The organism is Arthrobacter sp. 35W (assembly GCF_000482545.1).
Taxonomy (GTDB): Bacteria; Actinomycetota; Actinomycetes; order Actinomycetales; family Micrococcaceae; genus Specibacter.
This window is the reverse complement of record NZ_KI519455.1, coordinates 833,353-852,269: the sequence shown is the minus strand read 5'-3', so window position 1 is coordinate 852,269 and position 18,917 is coordinate 833,353. Positions and strand designations below refer to the sequence as shown.

The following is an 18,917-nucleotide window of genomic DNA, read 5'->3' as shown; positions in this document are numbered from 1 at the left end:
CGCGCCGCTACTGGGAGCCTTGGCAGGTGGGCGTGGCGGAGCGGCCGGCGAAGCGGTCCTTGGTCCAATCAACCAGTTCGCCCAGCAGCGGGGAGTCGCCGGTGACCAGCCCCATGTGGTCCCTGCCCGCGTAGGTGCGGTAGTCCACGGCCTGCCCGGCCGCGCAGCGCGAGGCCACATAGCCGTCCTGCACGCTCGGCGTGACAAGGGGATCCGTGGCGCCCTGGGCCAGCAGCAGCGGGGCCGCGATGGCCGCCGTCGGCGTGTTCTCCTCCAACCGGGCACCCAGCGCCCCGGTGCTGGGGTCCGTCCTGAAGATGCTGCGGTCCTTGTCCAGGGACAGGGCTGCCAGGATCGAGACCAGCACGCCCGGCTCGGAGAGGCAGCGGGTGGACATCTCCCGGAACACCGTGCGCGCGGCCGGATCCACGTAGTTGTTGATCTTCACGTCCGGGTAGGCGCCGGCATAGGCGGACGCCACATAGGAGGCGAACACACTGCCGCCGGGAACATTGGGCAGGTTCCGCACCAGCCCAATGGGATCGCTGGCCGGGGCCATCGCGGCAACGCCGGCGATGTCCAGTTCGGGGGCGTAGCCGGCGGCCAACCCGCCGGCCCAGAGTGCCGCGTGGCCGCCCTGGGAATGGCCCCAGATGGTGGTGGCGCCGGTGGGTGTGGTGGGATCCAGCAGCTCCTTGGCGGCCCGCACGCTGTCCAACACCGCCTGGCCCTCGCCCGTGCCCACCAGATACGGCTGGTCGCCGGCGGTGCCCAGCCCGGGGTAGTCGGCGGCCACCGTCACCCAGCCGTTGGCCACGACCTCGCCCAAGGCGGGCATGGCGCCCGCGGTGAAGGGATCGGGCAGGTTTGACGGAGCACAGTTGGGCCCGTAGCCGGTGGTGCCGTGCGCCCAGGCGATGATTGGACGCGGCTGGGACGACGGCGCTGTGGGCACCAGCACCAGACCGCTGGCCAGGGTCATGCCGCCGTCGTTCAGCCGGGTGCTGTAGAGCACGCGCCAGGCGGTGGCGCCCTCGGGGATGCCGCTGCTGAACGGCTCGGCGTTGATCAACCGCCCCGGCTGATCCGGCAGTGGCGCGGAGTCCGCATAGAAGGCGTCCAGGACAGGGGAGCCGGCACTGAACTTCAGGCCGATCCCCACCGCCGCCACGGCCAGCACCAGGGAGACGACGGCGCCCGACACCCGGACGAACCTTTGGATGCGGCCGGCCGGAGTGCCGGCATCGTCCCGGCGCCGCCCGGTCCGCAGGGCTACCCCGGCATCCCAAAGGCTGGCCAGGCCAAAGAACACGGTGCGGGCGCCGAAGAGGACGGCCACCAGCAGCAGCGTCACATCCGGCCAGGACAGGGCCACCACGCCCAGCAGCAGGTCCGCGGCCGCGGCGATGCCCGTGGCAATCCGGGAATCACCCGTCGCACGTACGGAGCCGCCACGGACGGCGCCAAACCCGCGCAGCACGCCGGACACGATCAGCGAGATGGCCACAAACGGTGCCAACAGGTCAATGGCCGTGCCAATGGCCACCAGTACAGCCACGCCGCCGGCCATCCACAGCCCGGCCAGCATTGGTTTGATCCACGCCGGCGTGGTGGCACCGGGGGACAGCAGGTCCGCAATCCCGGAGACGATGAAGCTCAGGCCGATGTAGATGGCCAGGGTGGACAGGGCACTGAGGGGGCGGGTGAGCAGGAAGAGCCCCAGCACGACGGCGGCGGCACCGACGGCGGCGGGCAGCCACCAGGGGGCGCCGCGCAGCAGCATCGGCAGGGCGCGGGTTCGATCGGACACTTCTTTTAAATTGGTGCCGGCCACGTGGCGCACCCCTTTCCTTGCCTCGGCTAGCATCGTAGCAAGTGTCGGTTGGGTCATTGGGGGATGCAGAACGTGGCAGTTGCAGATCATGTGGTGGAGACGCCCGTGCGCGCCTATGGGGACGAATTCCGCCGGCGGGGGGCGCACAGCAGCGCCGCGGAACTGTGGACGGCGCCTGCCGCCTGGGACATGGTCCCCGCCCAGCCCGATGGCTATCAAGCCACCGCGACCACCTGGTACTGCGATTGGCTGATGATTACGCACTGCCGGGGCGATGCCAGCAGCCTGTTCCGCCGCGAACACCATCTGGGCGATCCCTTTGACGCCTTTGTCCACCTGGTGCTGGTGCACGCCGGCGGCATCATTGCCGTCCAGGGTGGAGCGGAGTTCCGCGCCGGGCCCGGCGATGTGGCCACCGTGCTGCCCCGGGCTCCCTATGCGGTCCACAATCTGGACGGCACCGACGCCACGCTGCTCCACATCCCCGTGGGCTATTTGGAGTACCGCGGGATCGACACGGACCAACTGCAGGGCGCCGCATTCTCCGGTGGCCCAATGGTCGACGCCGTGCGGGCCCTGGTGTCATCCACCCTGGACCTGCCGGAGCATGAGGGCGCCCGGCACGCACCCTTCATCGAACGCGCCGTGCTGGAATTGGCCACCGGTCTGCTGGGCGGCTTCCAGTCGGGGTTCGCGCTGGACGACGACGCCGCCCAGACCAGCCGCGACCGCGTCCTGGACCTGGTGGAGGGCGGCTTTGCCGACCCGGCTTTCAGCGTAGACACCGTGGCCCGGAGGCTGGGGGCCAGCCGCCGCTATGTCTACCGCCTGTTCGAGGGCCGCAGATTGTCGGTCGCCTCCCTGATCAAGACGCGCCGCATGGATGAAGCCGTGGCCCTGCTGCGCACCGGCTCTGCGGATCTGTCGCTGGCCAGGATCGCCCGGCTGTCCGGGTTCAGCACGCCGGCCGCCATGTCCCGGGCCTTCAAGGAGCTGGCCGGAATTACTCCGTCGCAATACCGGCTGGGCCGGGCTTCTGCCCCGACGGCCCCACCGTCGTTCCAATAGTCGACGTCGCTTGGCAGAAATTGACAGCAAACGGCGGATTTTTGCCGGGCCGCCGCTTTTGTGCACCAGTAGTGGACATTCTGTGCCAGTTGGGGATTTTGGCCACTTTTAGGCCATAAACCGGTATTTCAATACGCAATGATCAACTCTGAGCACGAATTCGTGGAATCCGCGCCGCTTTCGTGCGCGCCGATTCCGCCAGCAAAATTCTGGGGGAGATCGTTTTGGACAGCAGAAATCCGGCAAACGTACGGCATCGGTGGAGGCGCGCCCTGGCCGCCCTGCTGGTGGCGACACTGGGTCTTGGCATCGGCGGTGCGGTGCCGGCGTTGGCAGACCCCGCCCCACTGGCCAATGCGTCATTGACTCTGTCAAAGACCGTTGACAAGACCTCCCTGGCGCCGGGCGAATCGGCCACCTATTCGCTGCAGTTCGGCTGCTCCTCCAATGATGTGCCGTGTTTCAATGCAGTCCTCGAAGATGTGGTTCCAGCGCCCCTGGTGGTCACGGATGTGCGTGCGGCGGTCGGATTCGATCCCGCGCAGCTGCCGGTGATTGTCCGGGCCGGGGAGGGCGACCGCAATATCACCATCACCATGAAGGAATCCGCGGAGGACTACCCGGGGATCCCGGTGCTGTCGGCTGGTTCCGACCGCACCGTGCTGCTGACGGTCCAGCTCCCGGCTGGCACCAGCCCGCAGCTGGATGGCACCAAGCTGGTCAACGCGGCCACCATCAAGGCCGACAACGCCACCTCTGTGCCGGCGGAAGCCCCCGCCGTGGTGGTCAACGCCAAGCCCACCTTGGGCGCCTCGATCAAGAAATCGTGGGCGGAACCCAACATCCAGGAGGGGGCGACAACCAGCAATGCGTTGACCCTCCACAGCATCACCAACACCTCAAACGTTGGTGCCAGCTCGCTGACCATCACCGAGCCGTCCGGCGGAACGGACCCGTTCGCCGCGGTGCAGTTCACCGGCTTTGGGCAGCTGGTCTTCCCCGAGGGTGCCGACCGCATCCAGGTCATCGCCATCACCAGCGCGGGCGAGGTCCGCGGCGCCGCCGCGGCCACAGCGGTGCTCCCCAACGGCGTTGCGGCAGCCGATGTGAAGGGCTTCAAGTTCCTGTTCACCTCCACGGCATCAACCGACGCCAAGGGCGGCATTGTCTCCAATGGCACCGCCGGCAGCATCGTGCTGAACACCAATGTCCGTGCCGGTGCCAAGACCGGCACGGTGGACAACACCGTGTCGATCACTGCCGAAACCCCCAAGGACACCTCCGCCCCGGCGACGGACACTGCGAAGTTCACCATCGCGGGCTATTCGGTCGAAGCCGCGAAGTCATTCACCCCCCCGTCTGTGGTGGCAGAGACGGCCGAAACGCAGGGCCGCAGCCCGAACACCTCCACCGTGACGCTCGGTGCCAAGAACACCTCCAAGCAGCCGCTGACCACGCTTGGCGTGAAGGAGCCTGCCGCCGGCACCGACCCCTTTGGCAAGGGCATCAGCTTCAAATCGTTTGTCGCCACTCCCTGGCCGGCGGGCGCCCAGTCGGGTGTGCTGACCATCGGCAAGACGGAGTATCCGCTGGTGCAGGCCGGGGGCAACATCGTCTTCCCGGCCGGACTCCCCGAAACGATTTCCAGCTTCGAAGTCGCGTTCACTGGAACCTTCGCTCCGCAGAGCAGTGTCGGCATCAAGTTCACTGTGACAGGCGACGCCAAGGGCAACTATGTCAACACGGTGCAGGCTGCCGGCAGTGCCGGCGGGACCCCCGTGGTGGATGAGGAGAGCGCCACCCTTGAGGTCCGTGCGCCCATCGAGAAGACCACAGGTGGAAAGTCCTTCTCACCCAACAGGGTTGAAGGCATTGCCGGCGACGCCACGGTTGCCACGCTGTCCGGCGCTGTGGATTCCACCACCAATGTCGATGTCCGCAAGATTGTCCTGAGCGATGAATTTTCGAGCGATTTTTCCGCCGCCTGGAGGACAACCTTCCTTGAGGTGAAGGCCAACGAGGTCCAGGGCGCTGACAGCGTCATCGCTGAATACAAGAATTCCAGCGGTGCCTGGCTTCCCGTCCCCGGCGCCCTGCCCGGGAAGGCGTACCCGCCGGCTGATGCCGCGGGCATCAGGGTCACCTACACCCGCAACGCCGGCAGCTTCCCCGTTGGTGCCGCCGTCAAGGCAAACCTTGGTGTGGAACTCAAGGCCACCGTGGCGGACCTGCGCGCGTTCGAGAACGTGCTGGTGGTTCCCAACGGCACCTCAGCCGCGGCCTCCGTCGCAGCAGACAAGAAGCTCCACATTTCCAGCGGCAAGAGCTGGCAGGACCGGGCCATCACCCAGAAACCCTCGGACCTGAACCCGAAAACGAGCGTGAACCTCTCGGCCACCAACACCTCCACCTACGCGGTGGATTCGTTGACGATCACCGACCCGCAGGGCGGCGCCCGGCCCTTCGACTATGTGGATGCCACCAATGTGGAGGTCTATCTGGTCGGCGGAGCCACCCCTGAAACGGCACGCCTGAAGCTCACCCTGGCCGACACGACAACCATCGAGCTCTCCGGTGCCGCGGCCGTCACTCCCGCCTCGGTCACCGCGGCGCAGTGGGCCCAGGTCACGGGGATTGAGTTCTCCCTCCAGAAGACCGGCAATACTGCCGTTCCGCGCGACTCGGGATTCGACCTTTCCGTCAAGACCAAACTGCGCAGCACGCTGCGTGGCTCCGCGACTGACATCGACACCGCCCTGCGGGCCCTGTCCCCGGCGTACACCATCCCGAACACCGCTGTCGCGTCGATCTCCCGCGGTGCCGACGAACTCGTGGACACACCCAAAACGGCGAACCTGCAGGTCATCACGCAGCACTCCGTGACCATCGGAAAGAATCTGACCAAGTCCTTCTCCCCGGGCCAGGACACTACGCTGTTCCCGACCGGCGGGGCGCGGAAGCCGATCGACGTCACTCTGGGACTGGACACCGTCACCGACAAGGCGGACAAGATCCTCTTTGAGGACACCGATCCGACCTTCTGGAATGCCTTCGATTTCACGGCGTGGAAGGCCATCAACTCGGGTCCCACCAAGGCCACGTTGACGCTCGAATACCTCACCGGAGCCACCTTCTCCACGGCCGGCGGCCCGCTGGCAGCCACCGGGGGCGAGTGGAAGACCTATACCGGGAAGACCACCAAGAACGGTCTGCCGAGCGGTGACATCCAGGGTTTCCGCATCACCATTGCCGGGGACGACTACACCGAGTTGGACCGCACCAAGCACGAGATCGTGTTCTCCGCGACCCCGCGCTACACGCTTCGCAGCGGTGGACTGAACAGCACCGACCAGAAGTCGGCCAACCCATCCGAGGCGAAGAACTCGACAGTAGCGAATACCGTCTCGGGTGATGCCTGGCGTCTGGGCAAGGAGCACAAGCCTGCCGATGCCACCGCCGAGCGCCACTTCCTGCCAGGAGTCATGGATGGCAAGGTGTCCAAGAAGGTGAACGGCGCGGCCTCCGTCCAGGCCTCCGCCGGTGAGGAGCTGACGTACACGCTGCAGATCGAGAACAAGGGCTCCGAACCTCTTGTCGACCCCGTGTTCACTGACTCCATCCCCACCGACGCCAAAGGCCCGCAGCTGGTCCTGGCCGAGGACTTCGCCTCGCGGCTGGTATTCACCAAGACACCCGACACCGCGTCGATCACCGTTGACCCCACGAAGGTGGTGGCCACTGCGGACGATCCGGCGAAGCTGGTTTTCAGCTTCCCCAGCGGCACAGTCCTCTATCCCGGTGAGAGCTACACCATCACCGTGCCCATGAGCGTGCGCGCGGGGCTGCCCGGTTCCATTGATCCGGTCAACACCCTTGCCATCACCACCGGCGAAGTGACGGTCGGCCAGTCCACGGCCAAGGTCGACGTCATGTCCGGCCAGGCCTACGACAGCCGCAAGCTGGTCCGTGAAGTCCCCGCCGACGGCGACAAGGCCACCGGCGTGCACAACACGATCAACGCTGCCGCAGCGTGCCACGAGTTCAAGGGCGGTTTCTACCGTGCGCCCTGTGTCGTGGAAACCAAGCCCGGCGGCGTTGCCGAGTGGAAGATTGAGCTCACCAACGCCGGAAATGTTGACAGTAGCCACGTGGAGCTTGTCGACATCTTCCCGTGGGCCGGAGACCACGGCGTCGTCGCCGCCCTGGCCAACTCCCCGCGCGGTTCCCAGTGGACCCCGACGTTCCTGGGCGTCACCGGCCTCGATGTGAAGGGGGCCGACTACACTCTCGAGTATCTGACGTCTGCTGCGGACACCTGCAAGACCACTGGCACCGCGACCAGCGGCGATCCGTGGGCGGGCTGCAGCCAGGGCTGGGTCAAGGACAAGCCGGCGAACCCGAAGAACATTTTCGGACTCAAGCTGGTCCTGGACTTTCCCCAGGGCCTGGCCCCGACCGACGGCGCATCGCTGACCTTCCGCACCCAATCGGCCACGGAAATGCCGGCGGGGGTGGCTGGCCTGGCCCCCGCCTGGAACTCCTTCGGCTACTACGCCGAGGCCACGGTGGACGGCAAGGTCGACCGCCGCGTGCAGGAGCCCATCAAGACGGGCATCACCTTCCGGCCCGAGGCCAAGGAAATGGTGTCCGTGGGCGACTACGTCTGGGTGGATGTGGACCGTGACGGCCGCCAGGATGCGGGCGAACCGGCGATCAAGGACGTTGTCCTGAAGCTCACGGACCAGGACGGCAATCAGGTCAAGGATGTCTACGGCAACATTGTGCTGGAGACCATGACAGATGCCGCCGGCGCCTACCTCTTTGCGAACCTGCCGGTCCCGGCGGCTGGCAAGTCCTACAAGGTCTCGATCGACAGGGACGCCTCGGCGGTCGTGCTGGCACAGTACATTCCGACGCTGGCCAACCAGGGTGGACGCGAGGGCGACTCTTCCACCTGGACGGCCTCCTCGCAGGGGCTGGCCAAGGATGGCGACCACGATCCGACGCTGGACTTCGGCTTTGTGGTTCCGATGGTCTCCGTGGGCGACTATGTCTGGTTCGATGCCGACCGCGACGGCCTGCAGGGGTCGGGCGAGAAGGGCATCCCGGGCGTCGTTCTGACGCTGGCGGGCCCGGATGGCAAGCCCGTCACCGACATCAACGGCAATCCCGTGGGGCCGGTGGCCACCACCACGGCCGGCCTGTACACCTTTGAGAAGCTGCCCGTCCTGAAGGACGGCCAGAGCTACACCGTCTCGATCGACCGCAAGACTTCGGAAGAGGTCTTGGCGGCCTATGTGCCGACGAAGGAAACCACCGGCAACCGTGGCTCGGACTCGTCCACCTGGACGGCCTCCTCGCAGGGGCTGGCCAGCGATGGCGACCGCGATCCGTCGCTGGACTTCGGCTTTGTGGTTCCGATGGTCTCCGTGGGCGACTACGTCTGGTTCGATGCCGACCGCGACGGCCTGCAGGGGTCGGGCGAGAAGGGCATCCCCGGCGTCGTTCTGACGCTGGCGGGCCCGGATGGCAAGCCCGTCACCGACATCAACGGCAATCCCGTGGGACCGGTGGCCACCGACGTGGACGGCAAGTACATCTTCGCCAACCTGCCGGTGCTCACGGACGGCCAGCACTACACCGTCTCCATTGACGCCGAGGCCTCCAAGACGGCGCTCACCCCGTACCTGCCTACTACTGCCGGTGCCGGCGGCGACCGCGGCAAGGACTCCTCCACGGGGTCGGCGGAGTCGACGGTTCCGCTGCTCAGCAATGGCTCCCACGACCCGACCCTGGACTTCGGCTTCGTGCTCAAGCCCAAGGTCTCCGTGGGCGACTACGTCTGGGTTGATGAGGACCGTGACGGCCTGCAGTCCAAGGGCGAGCCCGGCATCGAGGGCGTCGTGCTGGAACTGGTTGGCCCGACGGGCAACCCTGTCACCAACATCTACGGCAGGACCGTTGGCGCCGTGGCCACGGACGAGCATGGCAAGTACACGTTCAATGATCTTCCGGTGCTCACGGCCGGCCAGTCCTACACCGTCAAGATCGTCAAGGCCGCCTCGGCCGAGGCCTTGGCACCCTATGTCCCGACCAAGGAAACCGCCGGGCACCGTGGGGATGATTCTTCAACGTGGACGGCGTCCTCGCAGGACCTGGTCAACGACGGCGATCGTGATCCGACGCTGGACTTTGGTTTTGTGGTGCCGATGGTCTCGCTGGGCGACTACGTCTGGAACGACATTGACCGCGATGGCAGCCAGGGCAAGGGCGAACCCGGCATTGAAGGAGTTGTCCTGACACTGGTGGGTCCGGATGGCAAGGACGTCACAGATGTCTTCGGCGACCCGGTGCTCCCGACCACCACTGATGGCGATGGCTGGTACGTCTTTGAGAACCTGCCCACGCTGGCCGACGGCGAGTCCTACACGGTTTCGATCGACCGCAAGGCCTCGGCAGATGCCTTGGCCCCGTACATCCCGACCATCGAAACCGACGACAACCGCGGCGGCGACTCCTCCACCTGGAAGTCCTCCTCGGAAGGGTTGTCCAGCAATGGCGACCACGATTCGTCACTGGACTTCGGGTTTGTCCTCCCGAAGGTCTCCGTGGGCGACTACGTCTGGATCGACGGCGACCGCGATGGCCTGCAGGGCGCGGGCGAGAAGGGCCTCCCCGGCGTCGTGCTGATACTGGCCGGCCCCGACGGCAAGGCGGTCACAGATGTTTTCGGCGACCCGGTGCTGCCAACCGCCACGGACGCCAACGGTGCCTACATCTTTGAGAACCTGCCGGCCCTGGCCGGCGGCGAGTCCTACACGGTGCTGATCGACCGCAAGGCCTCACACGAGGTGCTGGCACCCTACGTTCCGACCAAGGAAACGGACGGCAGCCGCGGCACCGACTCGTCAACCTGGCAGGCGGTTTCCACGGGGCTGGCCAAGGACGGCGACCATGATCCGTCCCTGGACTTCGGGTTTGTGGTGCCGATGGTCTCCGTGGGCGACTACGTCTGGGTCGATGCCAACAATGACGGCCGCCAGGGTGCCGGCGAGAAGGGCATCCCGGGCGTCGTCCTGACGCTGGCGGGCCCCGACGGCAAGCCCGTCACGGACATTGACGGCAACGCCGTCCACCCGGTGTCCACGGACGGCAACGGCGGGTACCTCTTCGCCCGACTGCCCGTGCTGAAGGAGGGCCAGTCCTACACGGTCTCGATCGACAGGACCGCCTCCGCAGAGGCTCTGGCCCCCTATGTGCCGACCAAGGAGACGGAGGGCAGCCGTGGGGACGATTCCTCGACGTGGACGTCCGCCTCCCAGGGGTTGACCAACAATGGCGACCAGGATGCCACGCTGGACTTCGGGTTCGTCCTGAAGCCGGCTCTCCCGGTTCCGCCCGCCGGGAGTGGTGCCGAGGCCCTGGGCAGCACCGGATTCACTTCGCTCGGGCTTGCCCTGGCAGGTGTCCTGTTGCTCGCCGCCGGCGGGGCAGTGATGGTCCGCCGCCGCGCAACGGCCGGCCGCCAGCCGTAGCGGCCACTCGCTGACGCTGGAAGGGGCGTCCTCTCCCACGGAGAGGGCGCCCCTTTGCGCATTCCACCCGCCGTGCATTCCACCCGCCGCCGATGCCCGCAACAGTTCGTCACAGGGAAATAGGGCGCCCAGGCACCGGGTTGCACAGGGCATGACAACCATTGGAATCATCGGTGCAGGACATATTGGCAGCCAGGTGGCGCGCAAGGCCGTGGAAGCGGGCTACGACGTCGTCATCTCCAACTCGCGGGGCCCCGAAACCCTGGCGGATCTGGTGGCGGAGCTGGGGCCCAAGGCCCGGGCCGCGACCCCGGCCGAGGCGGCAGCGTCGGGCGACGTCGCCGTCGTGACGGTCCCGCTGAAGAGCTACCGGGACATCCCCGTGGAGCCGCTGGCGGGCAAGGTGGTCATCGACACCAACAACTACTACTGGGAGCGCGACGGCCGCATCCCCGCACTGGACGAGGGCGAGGCCACCACCTCCGGGCTGCTCCAGGAGCACCTGCCGCAGTCCAAGGTGGCCAAGGGCTTCAACCACATCGCCGCCGCGCAGATCACCACCGACGGCACGCCGGCGGGCACGGCCAACCGCCGCGCCCTGGCCACGGCCAGCGACTTCGCCGACGCCGCGGACTTCGTGGTGCGGCTGTACGACGACTTCGGCTTCGACACCGTGAACATCGGGCCGTTGGATGAGAGCTGGCGCGTGGAGCGGGACCGTCCCGCCTACGTGGTGCGGCAGAACGCCGTCGAACTGGCGGAAAACCTGGCCCGGGCGCCGCGCACCATCTAGGGCCCAGTATTCGGTCCTCAGCCGCCGACGGTCAGCCGGACCTCGACGGTGTCGCCGACATCGATCCGCTCGGCGTCCCGGATCCGCCCTTTCAGGGGCACGATGTAGCCGCCGTCCTTGGGCCACAGGGATGTAGTCCACGTCGTGCCCCCGATGCGTGCCGTCACGGGAATCATGCCCCAGCCGTAGGTGACCAGGGCGGAGACCGCCGCCAATTCGCGGCATTCCTCCTCGGGGACCGACACAAAGTGGAACGGCGCGGGGCCGCGCCAGTAGAAGATGGTGCCGCTGAAGTCCAGGTCCATCGCCGTGGGCGGTCCGGTTAGGGTTCCACCAGGATGCCGTCGGCATCGGCCCAGAGGTGGGCGCCCGGGCGGATGGCCACGCTGCCCAGCAGTACGACGACGTCGGCCTCGCCGGCGCCGGTCTTGGAGCTCTTGGCCGGGTTGGTGCCCAGCGCCTTCACGCCGAGGGGGAGTGCAGCGATGGCCACGGAGTCGCGGATGGCGCCATTGATGACGACGCCGGCCCACCCATTGTCCAGCGCCAGTTGGGCGATCATGTCGCCCATCAACGCCGTCTCCAGCGAGCCGCCGCCGTCGATGACCAGCACCGCGCCACCGCCGGGGGAGGAGAGGATGGATTTGGCCAGTGCGTTGTCCTGGAAGCAGACCACCGTGCGGACCGGGCCGTTGAACTCCGTGACGCCGCCGTAGTTGCGCAGCTGCAGCGAGACGGAGGCCAATTCATGGCCGCGTTCGTCGTAAAGGTCGGCGGTGGCGATGCTCATTCGGGCTCCTCTTGTGGGGCTGCGGTTGCTGCGGCCAGCCTACCCGGCGGTTGTTTGCCTGTCGTGTGCGGGCGCCGCGGCATGCGACCGTTGGGTTCGTTTGGCGGCCTGGATGAGGGCGCGGAATGTTGTTCCAGTCAGGTACTCGCCGCCTACTTCGCGGATGACCCGTCCGACGTAGGGGTCGCGCTGTTCCAAATCTCCATTCTTGCCTTGCCGCGTGGTGTAGCCGGCCTTCCGTTCAGCGAGGATCTTGCGGTTGGACCGTGCAACCAGGATCTGGACCGGGATCGTAGAAGCAAACCAGATGGCAACGAGGGTGTTGGTGAACCATGACTGCGGTATGTGCAGTAGGTGCATAAAAGCCAACATCACGAGGGTGATGATGAGGAACAGGGTCGTAGCTGCGTATCGCCAGCGCAGGAGTAGGAAAGCCGAGGGTCCCTTGAGCAGGTTCCGGCTATGGACCTCGTCCACTGTCATTTCTCCCCCAATTCGGCTGCGGTGCAGCATTCACAATTGATCATATGCGTGCACCTGCCCGACCATTACCAACGCGGGCCGAAGCAATTCATCTCCGGCATGGCATGGTGTTTGAATGGGAATCAGTGCCGCACAAGCAAGCGCGTTTTACGACGAAGTCCTGGCCCACCGGACAGTCTGGACGATTCGCGATAAGAATGGATACCCGGCGCCCCGCGCATGCCCCGGCGGTGGGCGTCCTGATCAGCGGCGACAAGAACGACCCCACGGCCCAGTACGCCCTGGGGCGGTCGACCGCCTCGATGGCTGTCGCCACGTAAAGGAAAGGCGCAGATTGCAACGGACGATCGGCGTTGCCAGCGTGAAGCATCCCGGGAATCATGCCGCCTGCTTGTTGGCGGCGTCGGGAAACGAGCCGATTTATCGAGCATAGTATGCCTGCTCATATTCCTCGGGGTCCGGTGTCCCAGAGCGGAGTGCAGGCGGTGGTTGTTGTACCAGTGCACCCACTCGAACACGACCTCGATCACGTCCGCTTCGGCCTTCAACGCCCGGTCCGGAACGGGGATCCCATGGCCACCCCTTCGTTCTTGACCAAGCCCATCACGGTCTCCGCGGTGGCGTTGTCATAGTCCCCGACAGACCCAATCGAGGGCTTAAGGCCCTCCAGCGTGTCGGTGTACCGGATCGAAGTGTACTGGACCATCCGCCAGACCGAGCGGCTGGCCGAGGCGCAGAACTCGCTGTTCAAGGCTGAACTGGTCCGCAACAAGGGGCCGTGGATGGGCATCAACGACCTCGAAGTTGCCATCGCTGAATACATCGATTGGTACACCGCCTCCTCCACGGGGAGATCGGCCACATTCCGCCGGTGGAGGCCGAATCCAACTTCTATTCAAACCAGCCCGCCACCACATCGGTGAGACGGGTGTAACCGAGCCTCCATCAAACGGAGCTTGACACAGCCTCTGGTTGATGCCGGAGGCAATGCGCGCCGCACCGTCCGCATCCGCACCGGTCACCAGCAACCGGAATTCCTCCCCGCCGTGGCGTCCGATGAGGTCGGTGGAGCGCACGGATTCCCGGCAGGCCGCGGCAAAGGCCTCGATCACCTTGTCCCCGGCCCCGTGCCCGAGGGTGTCGTGGATGGACTTGAAGCGGTCCAGATCGGCTATCACCAGTGTTGCCGGTGTCCCGGACCCGGCGGCGGCCTGCAGCCGCATCCGCATCCGGGCCTGCTTGAGGAACTCCGTGCGGGTGAGGAGCCCTGTCAGCCCATCGTGGGCGGCCTGGGTCTTGAGGATCCGCAGGCGCTGCTCACTGCTCAGCGACGCCATGCTGAAGGTCACCACGATGAGCAGCAACAATGCCAGTGAGGTCCCCGCTCCCGGACCGAAGATCATGATGCCGGCCACGGCATCATGGCCCAGGGCACCCAGCGCCACGGCGCGGGTCAGGAAATAGAGGGAACAGATCGCCGAGGCCACTCCTGGCCTCCAGTGCTTCCCACCATTTGGAGCACGGCATTGATCAGGAACGCCGTCACGGTTCCACACCACCACGCACAATACGGGGCCGAGGTGCGCCGGTAGGTCTCCACAAAGAACAGAACCAGCATGGTAAACGTCAGGACCGCAAAGACCATACTCATCGTGGCAAGGTCCAACATATGCCGCATCCCCCAGGGCTGGTTTGGACAATCCCCCCACCGCAGGGTGGCGGTGGGGCCGTTCAGGATCCCAGCCCGGCCGGACGTACGGATGCGCTGTGTCAGCGGGTTCCGGCCGGGAGGGGGTCTGCCAATGCCGCCCGTGCCAGTTCCTTGTCGCGTTCGTCGGGGGCGGGGACATGTTGGTCTTTGCCAAGAACGGTGATCCCGGACTCGGTGACCTTGTAGCCGCGTCGGCGATCATGGTCTGGGTCCAGGCCGATGGTTGCCCCGGCCGGGACGTTGATGTTCTTGTCCAGGATCGCCCGTCTGACGACGGCCCCTTCGCCGATGGAGACTTTGTCCATGAGCACCGAGTCCATTACCCGCGCCCCGCTGGAGACGTATACGTCATGGGAGAGCACGGAGTTCTCCACGGCCCCGCCGGAGACGACGACACCGCTGGAAAGGATGGAGTCAAGGGCGGTTCCGGCGGTGTCAGTGTTGCCGCGGACCATCTTTGCCGGTGGCGAGATGCTCTGCCTGGTGTAGATGGGCCAGCTGGAGTTGTACAGGTTGAACACGGGCAGGGGGGAGACCAGGTCCAGGTGGGCATCGAAGTAGGAATCGATGGTGCCCACATCACGCCAGTAGTTGCGGTCGCGGTCAGTGGCGCCGGGGACGTCGTTGGTGGTGAAGTCGTAGACGAAGGCTTCGCCGCGGCCCACGAAATACGGGACAATGTCCCCACCCATGTCGTGTTCGGTGTCCTCACGCAGGGAGTCGTGTTCCAGCGCGGCCTCCAGTGCGTCCGCATCGAAGACGTAGTTGCCCATCGAGGCCAGGAACTGGGACGGGTCATCGGTGAGTCCCGGTGTCGAGTCCGGCTTTTCGATGAAGGCGGAAATCCTGTGGGCCGTGCCTGCATCTGATTCGGCGGATTCATCGACTTCGATTACACCGAATTGGTTGGCCATCGACAACGGCTGGCGTACGGCGGCGACCGTAGCCTTCGCCCCGGAATTGATGTGGCTGCGTACCATCTGCTCAAAGTCCATGCGGTAGACATGGTCTGCGCCGACCACCACCACAATGTCCGGCCGGGCGTCATGGATGAGGTTCAGGGACTGGTAGATCGCGTTGGCGCTGCCCAGAAACCAGCTTTTGCCCATGCGCTGCTGGGCCGGGACCGAGGCGATGTAGTTGCCCAGTTGCGTGGACATCCGCCATGTTTCGGAGATGTGGCGGTCCAGGCTGTGTGACTTGTATTGGGTCAGGACGACGGCCTGCAGGTAGCCCGAGTTGATGAGATTGGATAAGGCAAAATCTATCAGCCGGTAGCCGCCGGCAAACGGGACCGCCGGTTTGGCCCGGTCCGCCGTGAACGGCATGAGCCGTTTGCCTTCACCGCCGGCGAGAACAATTGCCAGAACCTTCTTCGAAGCCATCTTCACTCCCTGGTGTTTGATGTTGCTGTTGACCTGGCCCAGGCGGTGCATGTGGCCAGGATGGGTGGAGGCATGCCACCCCTGCGGCTCGACCGCCTGCGGGGGTGGCATGCCTTTTTAGGCGTTGGCTATCAATCCCAGCTCGGCCGGGGAGGCCAATGCGGAGTGGGCCGGCAGCACGCGCACGGTGTAGCCGAAGCTGCCCGAGCGGTCGATGACGGCGCCGGCTTCGAACAGGTGGCGGCCGTTGCCCAGATCGCGCACCGGTGCCAGCGGCGCCAGGGTGGTCTCGCTGAGCTCGTCGTTGTCCAGCGCGCGGCCGTAGGCCACCTCCACGCTGACGTCGTCTGGGCTCAGGGAGCCCAGGGCCACATAGGCCTGCACCTGGATCGCATCGCCAATCTGGGGATCGTCCGTGACCCCGACCGAGTCGACATGGTCCACGGCCACCCGCGGCCAGCCGGTGCGCACGCTGCCGATCCAGGCCGCCAGCGATTTGGCCTCGGCGTAGCCGTCCGCACGGGCACTGCGGCCGGACTCCGCTGCCGGGCGGTACAGCCGGTTGACGTAGTCCTGCACCATGCGTTCGGCGGAGACCGCCGGGCCCAGATGGGCCAGCGTGTGCTTGATCATCGAGATCCAGTGCGTGGGCACACCGCCCGGGGCGGGCAGGGACGGTCCGGCAGCACCGGCGCTGTCGGCCACGGTGTCGCCGTAGAAGCGCGGCGCCACCTGGGTCTCCAGCAGCTCGTAGAGCGCCGCCGACTCGATGTCGTCACGTTCTTCCGGGTCGGCGCCGTTGTTGGCCGTGGGGATCGCCCAGCCATTCTCGCCGTCGTAGAGCTCGTCCCACCAACCGTCCATCACGGACAGGTTGAGCGAGCCGTTGATGGCAGCCTTCATGCCGGAGGTGCCGCAGGCCTCCAGGGGGCGCAGCGGGTTGTTCAGCCAGACATCGCAGCCCGGGAACAGCGTGCGGGCCATGGCGATGTCGTAGTTGGGCAGGAACACGATCCGGTGCCGGACCTCGGGGTCGTCGGTGAACCGGACCAGGTCCTGGATCATCTTCTTGCCCGCGTCATCGGCGGGGTGGGATTTTCCGGCGATGACCAGCTGGATCGGGTGCTCCTCATCCAGCAGCAGGCGCTTGAGCCGGGCGGGATCGCGCAGCATCAGGGTCAGCCGCTTGTAGGTGGGCACGCGGCGGGCAAAGCCGATGGTGAGCACGTCGGGGTCCAGCACATTGTCCGTCCAGGCCAGCTCCGCGTCGGAGGCGCCGCGCTTCTTCCAGGACGCGCGCAGGCGTCGGCGCACGTCTTCCACGAGGGACCCACGGAGTTCCTTGCGAAGGGACCAGAGCTCGGCGTCGCTGACGTCGTAGACGTTTTCCCAGCCCGTGGCGTCCACATCGGAGCCGCCAGAGTATTTTGCCGCCAGCGCACTCATCCGCGGGTCCACCCAGGTGGGCACGTGCACGCCGTTGGTCACGGAGCCGATGGGCACGTCTTCGTGGTCGAAGCCCGGCCACAGCCCGGAGAACATCTCGCGGGACACCACGCCGTGCAGCTTGGCGACGCCGTTGGCCCGCTGGGCCAGCCGCAGCCCCATCACGGCCATGTTGAACATGGCCGGATCCCCGCCGTCGTAGTTCTCGCCGCCCAGCGCCAGCACCTTCTCCAGCGGTACGCCCGGGGCCAGACCGGCATCGAAGAAGTGCTTGACCAGGGCGCGCGGGAAGCGGTCGATGCCCGCGGGCACGGGGGTGTGGGTGGTGAACACCGTCGAGGCCCGGCCCGCCGTCAGCGCCTGGTCCCAGTCCAGCGGGTAGGCCGTGACGGCCGGGTCCATGAGCTCGCGGATGCGTTCGATGCCCAGGAAGCCGGCATGGCCCTCGTTGGTGTGGAACACCTCCGGTGCCGGAGCGCCGGTGAGGCGGGCGTAGACGCGCAGCGCCTTGACCCCGCCCATGCCCAGCAGCAGTTCCTGGAGCAGGCGGTGCTCGCCACCGCCGCCATAGAGCCTGTCGGTGATGGCGCGGGCGGCGTCGTCGTTGCCGGGCACATTGGAATCCAGCAGCAGCAGCGGAACGCGGCCGACGTCGGCGCGCCAGATGTGGGCCAGCAGCCGGCGCCCGTCCGGCAGCGGCAGGGACACCTGGGCCGGGGAATCGTCGGCCTCGCGCAGCAGCGTCAGCGGCAGTCCGTCCGGGTCCAGCAGCGGGTAGGTCTCCTGCTGCCAGGCGTCGCGGGAGAGGGACTGCTTGAAATACCCGGCCTGGTACAGCAGCCCGACGCCGATGAGCGGCACGCCGAGGTCGGAGGCGGCCTTGAGGTGGTCGCCGGCCAGGATGCCCAGACCGCCGGAGTACTGCGGCAGCACCTCCGTGATGCCGAACTCGGGGGAGAAGTACGCAACGCACTCCGGCGCTTCCTCGCCCAGCGTCTGGTACCAGCGCGGGGACTGGATGTAGTGGTTCAGATTCTCGTCGGCGGCCCGGACTCGTTCGACGACGGCGGGGTCGGCGGCCAGCTGCTGGAGCTGCTCGCGGCTCACGGTGCCCAGGAAGGTGACCGGGTCCTCGCCGCTTTCGGCCCAGATGGCCGGGTTCAGGGAAGCGAAGAGCTCGCGGGTGGGCAGGTGCCAGGACCAGCGCAGGTTGGTTGCCAGACGGGACAACGGCGCGATGGGCTCGGGCAGAACGGTGCGGACGGTGAACCTGCGGATGGCCTTCACTTGGTGTCTCCTGCGTCAGGGGTGCCGAGTGGGAAGGTCGTCTTGGCCAGGCTGCTGAAGGTCGGGCCTTCACAGCCGGCGGGCGTGGTCCTGTGCTGGCGGGCCATGGCCGGTGCGGTCATGATTTCCATGCTGTATACCTCCGGGAAGTTGTCATATTCATGGGTGGGACGTTGATGCCAGCCGTTGGCTGGAGACGGAATGTTTCCGTCTGTACGGCCACGGGAAGAGCCTGTTGTTGGTCCGGTTGGTGGCAGGGGCTGTGCGCGGGCTTGCTGCCGGACCAGGTGCGAGACCGGTGTTTGGGGTGGCGACGGGACAGGCGACGGTGTTATGCCGCAACAGTGTGCGTTGTGCGTTGCCGGCGGGGATTCAGCTGCCGGGCGACGACGACGGGGGTTTGCCGCTCATGATCGGATCCGGGTGTGATGCGGCCCAGGTCGTAAAGCCCGGGCCAGTGCACCGCGGACCGGGCCGGCCTGGGCCGTGATGTTCCGCGCTGTGGCGCGCGTGCCGCAGGTTCGCGCCGATGCGGTAGCCAGTGATGCGGTGCCCGGGAGCGGCCGCCCGGCCCTGCCGGTCATG

At 66.6% G+C, this 18,917-nt stretch carries 11 protein-coding genes and 2 pseudogenes; 4 read left to right on the top strand and 9 right to left on the bottom strand.

What is annotated here, in order from left to right; all coding sequences use genetic code 11:
* Positions 1 to 7: 7 nt before the first annotated feature.
* On the bottom strand, positions 8 to 1,810 hold the full coding sequence (locus K254_RS0116015) for a lipase family protein (RefSeq protein ID WP_026556221.1): 1,803 nt from the start codon (positions 1,808 to 1,810) through the stop codon (positions 8 to 10).
* 96 nt (positions 1,811 to 1,906) lie between these two features.
* Here K254_RS0116015 and K254_RS24930 point away from each other — a divergent pair, with 96 nt between their 5' ends.
* The 3 genes from K254_RS24930 to K254_RS0116000 all read left to right on the top strand — a co-directional run bounded on the left by K254_RS24930 (position 1,907) and on the right by K254_RS0116000 (position 11,230).
* The gene (locus K254_RS24930; RefSeq protein ID WP_196810982.1) at positions 1,907 to 2,902 is read left to right on the top strand and encodes a helix-turn-helix domain-containing protein; all 996 of its coding nucleotides are present in this window, start codon (positions 1,907 to 1,909) and stop codon (positions 2,900 to 2,902) included.
* Positions 2,903 to 3,126: 224 nt separating this feature from the next.
* Positions 3,127 to 10,437 carry an SdrD B-like domain-containing protein gene (locus K254_RS23645; RefSeq protein ID WP_155848601.1) on the top strand — a complete coding sequence of 2,437 codons (7,311 nt, stop codon included), beginning with the start codon at positions 3,127 to 3,129 and terminating at the stop codon, positions 10,435 to 10,437.
* 151 nt (positions 10,438 to 10,588) lie between these two features.
* The gene (locus K254_RS0116000) at positions 10,589 to 11,230 is read left to right on the top strand and encodes an NADPH-dependent F420 reductase (RefSeq protein WP_026556220.1); all 642 of its coding nucleotides are present in this window, start codon (positions 10,589 to 10,591) and stop codon (positions 11,228 to 11,230) included.
* A gap of 17 nt (positions 11,231 to 11,247) precedes the next feature.
* Here K254_RS0116000 and K254_RS0115995 read toward each other — a convergent pair whose 3' ends face one another.
* From K254_RS0115995 to K254_RS0115985, 3 genes are read right to left on the bottom strand one after another with little or no spacing between them, the layout of a single operon-like run.
* Positions 11,248 to 11,535 (bottom strand): DUF1905 domain-containing protein, encoded by a 288-nt coding sequence (locus K254_RS0115995; protein WP_026556219.1) that lies wholly within the window; start codon positions 11,533 to 11,535, stop codon positions 11,248 to 11,250.
* Positions 11,536 to 11,552: 17 nt separating this feature from the next.
* Entirely contained in the window at positions 11,553 to 12,020 is a 468-nt protein-coding gene (gene rraA / locus K254_RS0115990) for a ribonuclease E activity regulator RraA (protein WP_026556218.1), read from the bottom strand.
* Positions 12,021 to 12,059: 39 nt separating this feature from the next.
* A complete protein-coding gene (locus K254_RS0115985; protein WP_155848600.1) occupies positions 12,060 to 12,533 on the bottom strand; it encodes a hypothetical protein in 474 nt (157 codons plus the stop codon).
* Between the two features lie 167 nt (positions 12,534 to 12,700).
* On the opposite strand from K254_RS0115985, the gene K254_RS26345 reads away from it, so the two are divergent.
* A complete protein-coding gene (locus K254_RS26345; protein WP_269209037.1) occupies positions 12,701 to 12,823 on the top strand; it encodes a hypothetical protein in 123 nt (40 codons plus the stop codon).
* Positions 12,824 to 12,967: 144 nt separating this feature from the next.
* Here K254_RS26345 and K254_RS26495 read toward each other — a convergent pair.
* From K254_RS26495 to K254_RS26340, 5 genes and pseudogenes are all read right to left on the bottom strand, one after another.
* Positions 12,968 to 13,033: pseudogene (locus tag K254_RS26495) on the bottom strand (hypothetical protein); the annotation flags it as partial.
* Positions 13,034 to 13,159: 126 nt separating this feature from the next.
* Positions 13,160 to 13,990: a GGDEF domain-containing protein gene (locus K254_RS24925; RefSeq protein WP_026556216.1), complete on the bottom strand. Its 831-nt coding sequence runs from the start codon at positions 13,988 to 13,990 to the stop codon at positions 13,160 to 13,162.
* A gap of 342 nt (positions 13,991 to 14,332) precedes the next feature.
* A pseudogene (gene glgC / locus K254_RS23635) lies at positions 14,333 to 15,605 on the bottom strand (glucose-1-phosphate adenylyltransferase); the annotation flags it as partial.
* Between the two features lie 111 nt (positions 15,606 to 15,716).
* A complete protein-coding gene (gene glgP, locus K254_RS0115965; protein ID WP_026556215.1) occupies positions 15,717 to 18,332 on the bottom strand; it encodes an alpha-glucan family phosphorylase in 2,616 nt (871 codons plus the stop codon).
* Entirely contained in the window at positions 18,329 to 18,463 is a 135-nt protein-coding gene (locus tag K254_RS26340; protein WP_269209036.1) for a hypothetical protein, read from the bottom strand. The genes glgP and K254_RS26340 overlap by 4 nt, the downstream gene beginning before the upstream one ends.
* Positions 18,464 to 18,917 lie beyond the last annotated feature (454 nt).

What these genes read in the sequence shown, in the direction of transcription:
- K254_RS0116000 (WP_026556220.1), top strand. Translation starts at nt 10,589, where the DNA reads ATGACAACCATTGGAATCATCGGTGCAGGACATATTGGCAGCCAGGTG.
- K254_RS0115995 (WP_026556219.1), bottom strand. Translation starts at nt 11,535, where the DNA reads ATGGACCTGGACTTCAGCGGCACCATCTTCTACTGGCGCGGCCCCGCG.
- rraA (WP_026556218.1), bottom strand. Translation starts at nt 12,020, where the DNA reads ATGAGCATCGCCACCGCCGACCTTTACGACGAACGCGGCCATGAATTG.
- K254_RS0115985 (WP_155848600.1), bottom strand. Translation starts at nt 12,533, where the DNA reads ATGCTGCACCGCAGCCGAATTGGGGGAGAAATGACAGTGGACGAGGTC.
- K254_RS26345 (WP_269209037.1), top strand. Translation starts at nt 12,701, where the DNA reads ATGGATACCCGGCGCCCCGCGCATGCCCCGGCGGTGGGCGTCCTGATC.
- K254_RS26340 (WP_269209036.1), bottom strand. Translation starts at nt 18,463, where the DNA reads ATGGAAATCATGACCGCACCGGCCATGGCCCGCCAGCACAGGACCACG.